Below are 2,320 nucleotides of genomic sequence, written 5' to 3'. Positions count from 1 at the left end.
TCAAACGCCCACACTTATCGACTGTTAATTGTTAAAGAACCGTTGTTCTGTACTGCCTTGCTGCGCTTTGCGAATCGTTTTGTTCGTCAGCAGCAGAAGATGAGATTATGCAGTGTTTCGCGATACTCGTCAACCCCTTGTTTGCTTCAGCTCAGTTTCCTGAGTTTTCTGTTGCCACATCAACTACTTGATTTCGTTGAGGTTTGCAGCAGCGCCGAAGCGGGGGCGAACTATAGCAAAGCGCGTGGCACTTCGCAAGGGCTGTCTGGGTGCGAGCGATGAGACAGCGTGGACACAGGTGTCCACCCTACGGAACGACGAAAGTTCGTCGCTGCGCAAGCGGTCAGAACGCGTGGGCTCGAGTGCCCACTCTACGTGTGCGTCGATTCGCGCTTCGCGAACCGGCGCTCCTCGCGACGACCCATTATTCCTTCAGCGTTACCCGCGCATAGCCCGGGTCGGCCCGGATCTTTTCGGGCGTGAACGGCAGCGCCGGCCACTCCTTACGCGAGAACACCTGCACCTGGTCGGCGTACCAGGGCGATGTCGGGTCGACCGACTGGCCATAGGTCAGCATGGCCTGGGCTACCGGTCCTTGCTCGTCGAACGTGACGGTCTGGATATAGCTTTGCCCCCAGTGCACACCCTCGTAGCCCCCGGCGCCCAGCGGATTACGCATGGTGAGCGAGTTATAGGAGCCGTCGACATTGCCGACGCCGCCATGGAGGGCGATGCGCACGCCGTTGCGCGGCTCGACCTGGTAGTCGCCGAGACGGCCGTCGAGCGCAATGCCGAACGATTGCAGCTTGACGGCGGCATTCTTCAGGGCGGCCAGCATGGCGGGGATGGCAGTCGGCGCGACACCGTAAGGGGTATGCACCGGATCGAGCGGGTTGAACGGCACCGCCCACTTGTTGGGAATGCCGGCTGCCGTATTCCAGAACTCGCGGAACAGGACGGCGCCGCGGCTGTCGAGGTTCACGCGGCGGTCCCAGGCGCCGAGTACGCCGCAGGCCTGGACCACCAGCGCATCGCCGCTTGCGGCGCAGGCCGGCAGCAGCTCGGGCAGCACCAGCTCGGCCGCGTACAGGCGGTTGGCGAAAGCCAGCTCCTGGATGTCGGCGAGGTTCAGCTTGCCCTTGCGGGCGATCATCTCTTCGAACTGGAGGAAGCCGATGCGGGTGCGCAGGCTTTGCTCGACATTGGTCCGGCCATACAGCGGCGAGAAGCCGAGCGGCGCCGGGCCGGTCAACAACTGCTTCGGATTGGAGAGCCAGTAGCTGTCGTTCGAATTGCCGACGTAGTCGGTGCGGATCATCCACGGCGCCGTGGCCGGCGAATAGATGCCGGCGGGCGCGCCCGGGTCCTGGCCCCAGCCGCAGCTGCTGCGCGAACCGTCGAACAGCAGCGCCGCCTGCAGCAGCAGGCAGCCGTTGGCGAACTTGTCGGCATTCATGTGCGGCACCACGCTGGCGTCCGCATATAAAGCGTTGCCGTTGCGGTCGGCCGCGATCGTGTTCACCCAGGGCAGGCCGACCACCTTGTCGAGCGAGGCCTTCAGCGCTTGCACGCTGTTGGCGGTGCCGATGCCCAGCCATTGCTCGAGCATGCGGGTGTTGTTGCGGTTCGGGTCGGCCAGCACATAGGCTGCACTCGACGTCCAGGTCATGCCCGCTTCCGGCTTGACGATGACGGCGCCATGCTTGCTGAAATAGAAGGTCTTGCTGCGCTTCTGGACCGAACCATCCGCCGCCAGCACGTCGACCGTCACCGTTTTGCTGGTCATCTTCTGGCGTTCGCCGTCGACCATGTAGGTGGTGCCGGTGGCGTCGCCCGGATCCAGCGCCAGCCGGAAGGTGGTGAAGTGGATCGCCGTGGTGACGGTGTGGCTCCAGGCGATGTCTTTATTGAAGCCGATGACGATGGCGGGAACGCCGCCGATGATCACGCCCATCGCGTCGTAGCGGCCCGGCACCGTCAGGTGCGCCTGGTAGAAGCGGTCGGTGGTGGTCCAGGGATAGTGCGGGTTGCCCAGCAACAAGCCACGGCCGCTGCTTGATAAATCCTTGCCGACGGCCAGCGCATTGCTGCCGATGCCCTGGGTATGGAGTTTGTCGAGCCGCGCGACAAGGAAGGAGGAATCGACCTTGCGCGGCGCGGCCTTGGCCAGGCTGACCGGGCTGCCCGGCGTGCGGCCGGCGGCGACGAACTCTTTCGAGAACACCTGGCCCGAGGCGTGCAGGGCCTTCTCCCCCATGACCAGGTACATGTCGTCGAGCGTGATCGGCCGCACCCATTTGGCATTGGCGCAGGCGGCCGG

The 2,320-nt window shown here is 64.1% G+C and carries 2 protein-coding genes; one reads left to right on the top strand and one right to left on the bottom strand.

Translation table 11 applies throughout. The features are described from left to right. Positions 1–282: hypothetical protein (locus RT688_RS23675; RefSeq protein WP_313707269.1), on the top strand; the 282-nt coding region annotated here is incomplete at its 5' end. A 142-nt stretch (positions 283–424) separates the two neighbouring features. Here the strand turns inward: RT688_RS23675 and RT688_RS23670 are convergent. Further along, a partial coding sequence (locus RT688_RS23670; RefSeq protein WP_313707268.1) for a penicillin acylase family protein occupies positions 425–2,320 on the bottom strand: 1,896 nt, incomplete at its 5' end.

The sequence above is a fragment of the Massilia sp. genome, from assembly GCF_032106685.1.
Classification (GTDB): domain Bacteria; phylum Pseudomonadota; class Gammaproteobacteria; order Burkholderiales; family Burkholderiaceae_D; genus Telluria.
Note: the sequence above shows the minus strand (reverse complement) of the source record. Positions and strands in the feature narration are given on the sequence as shown.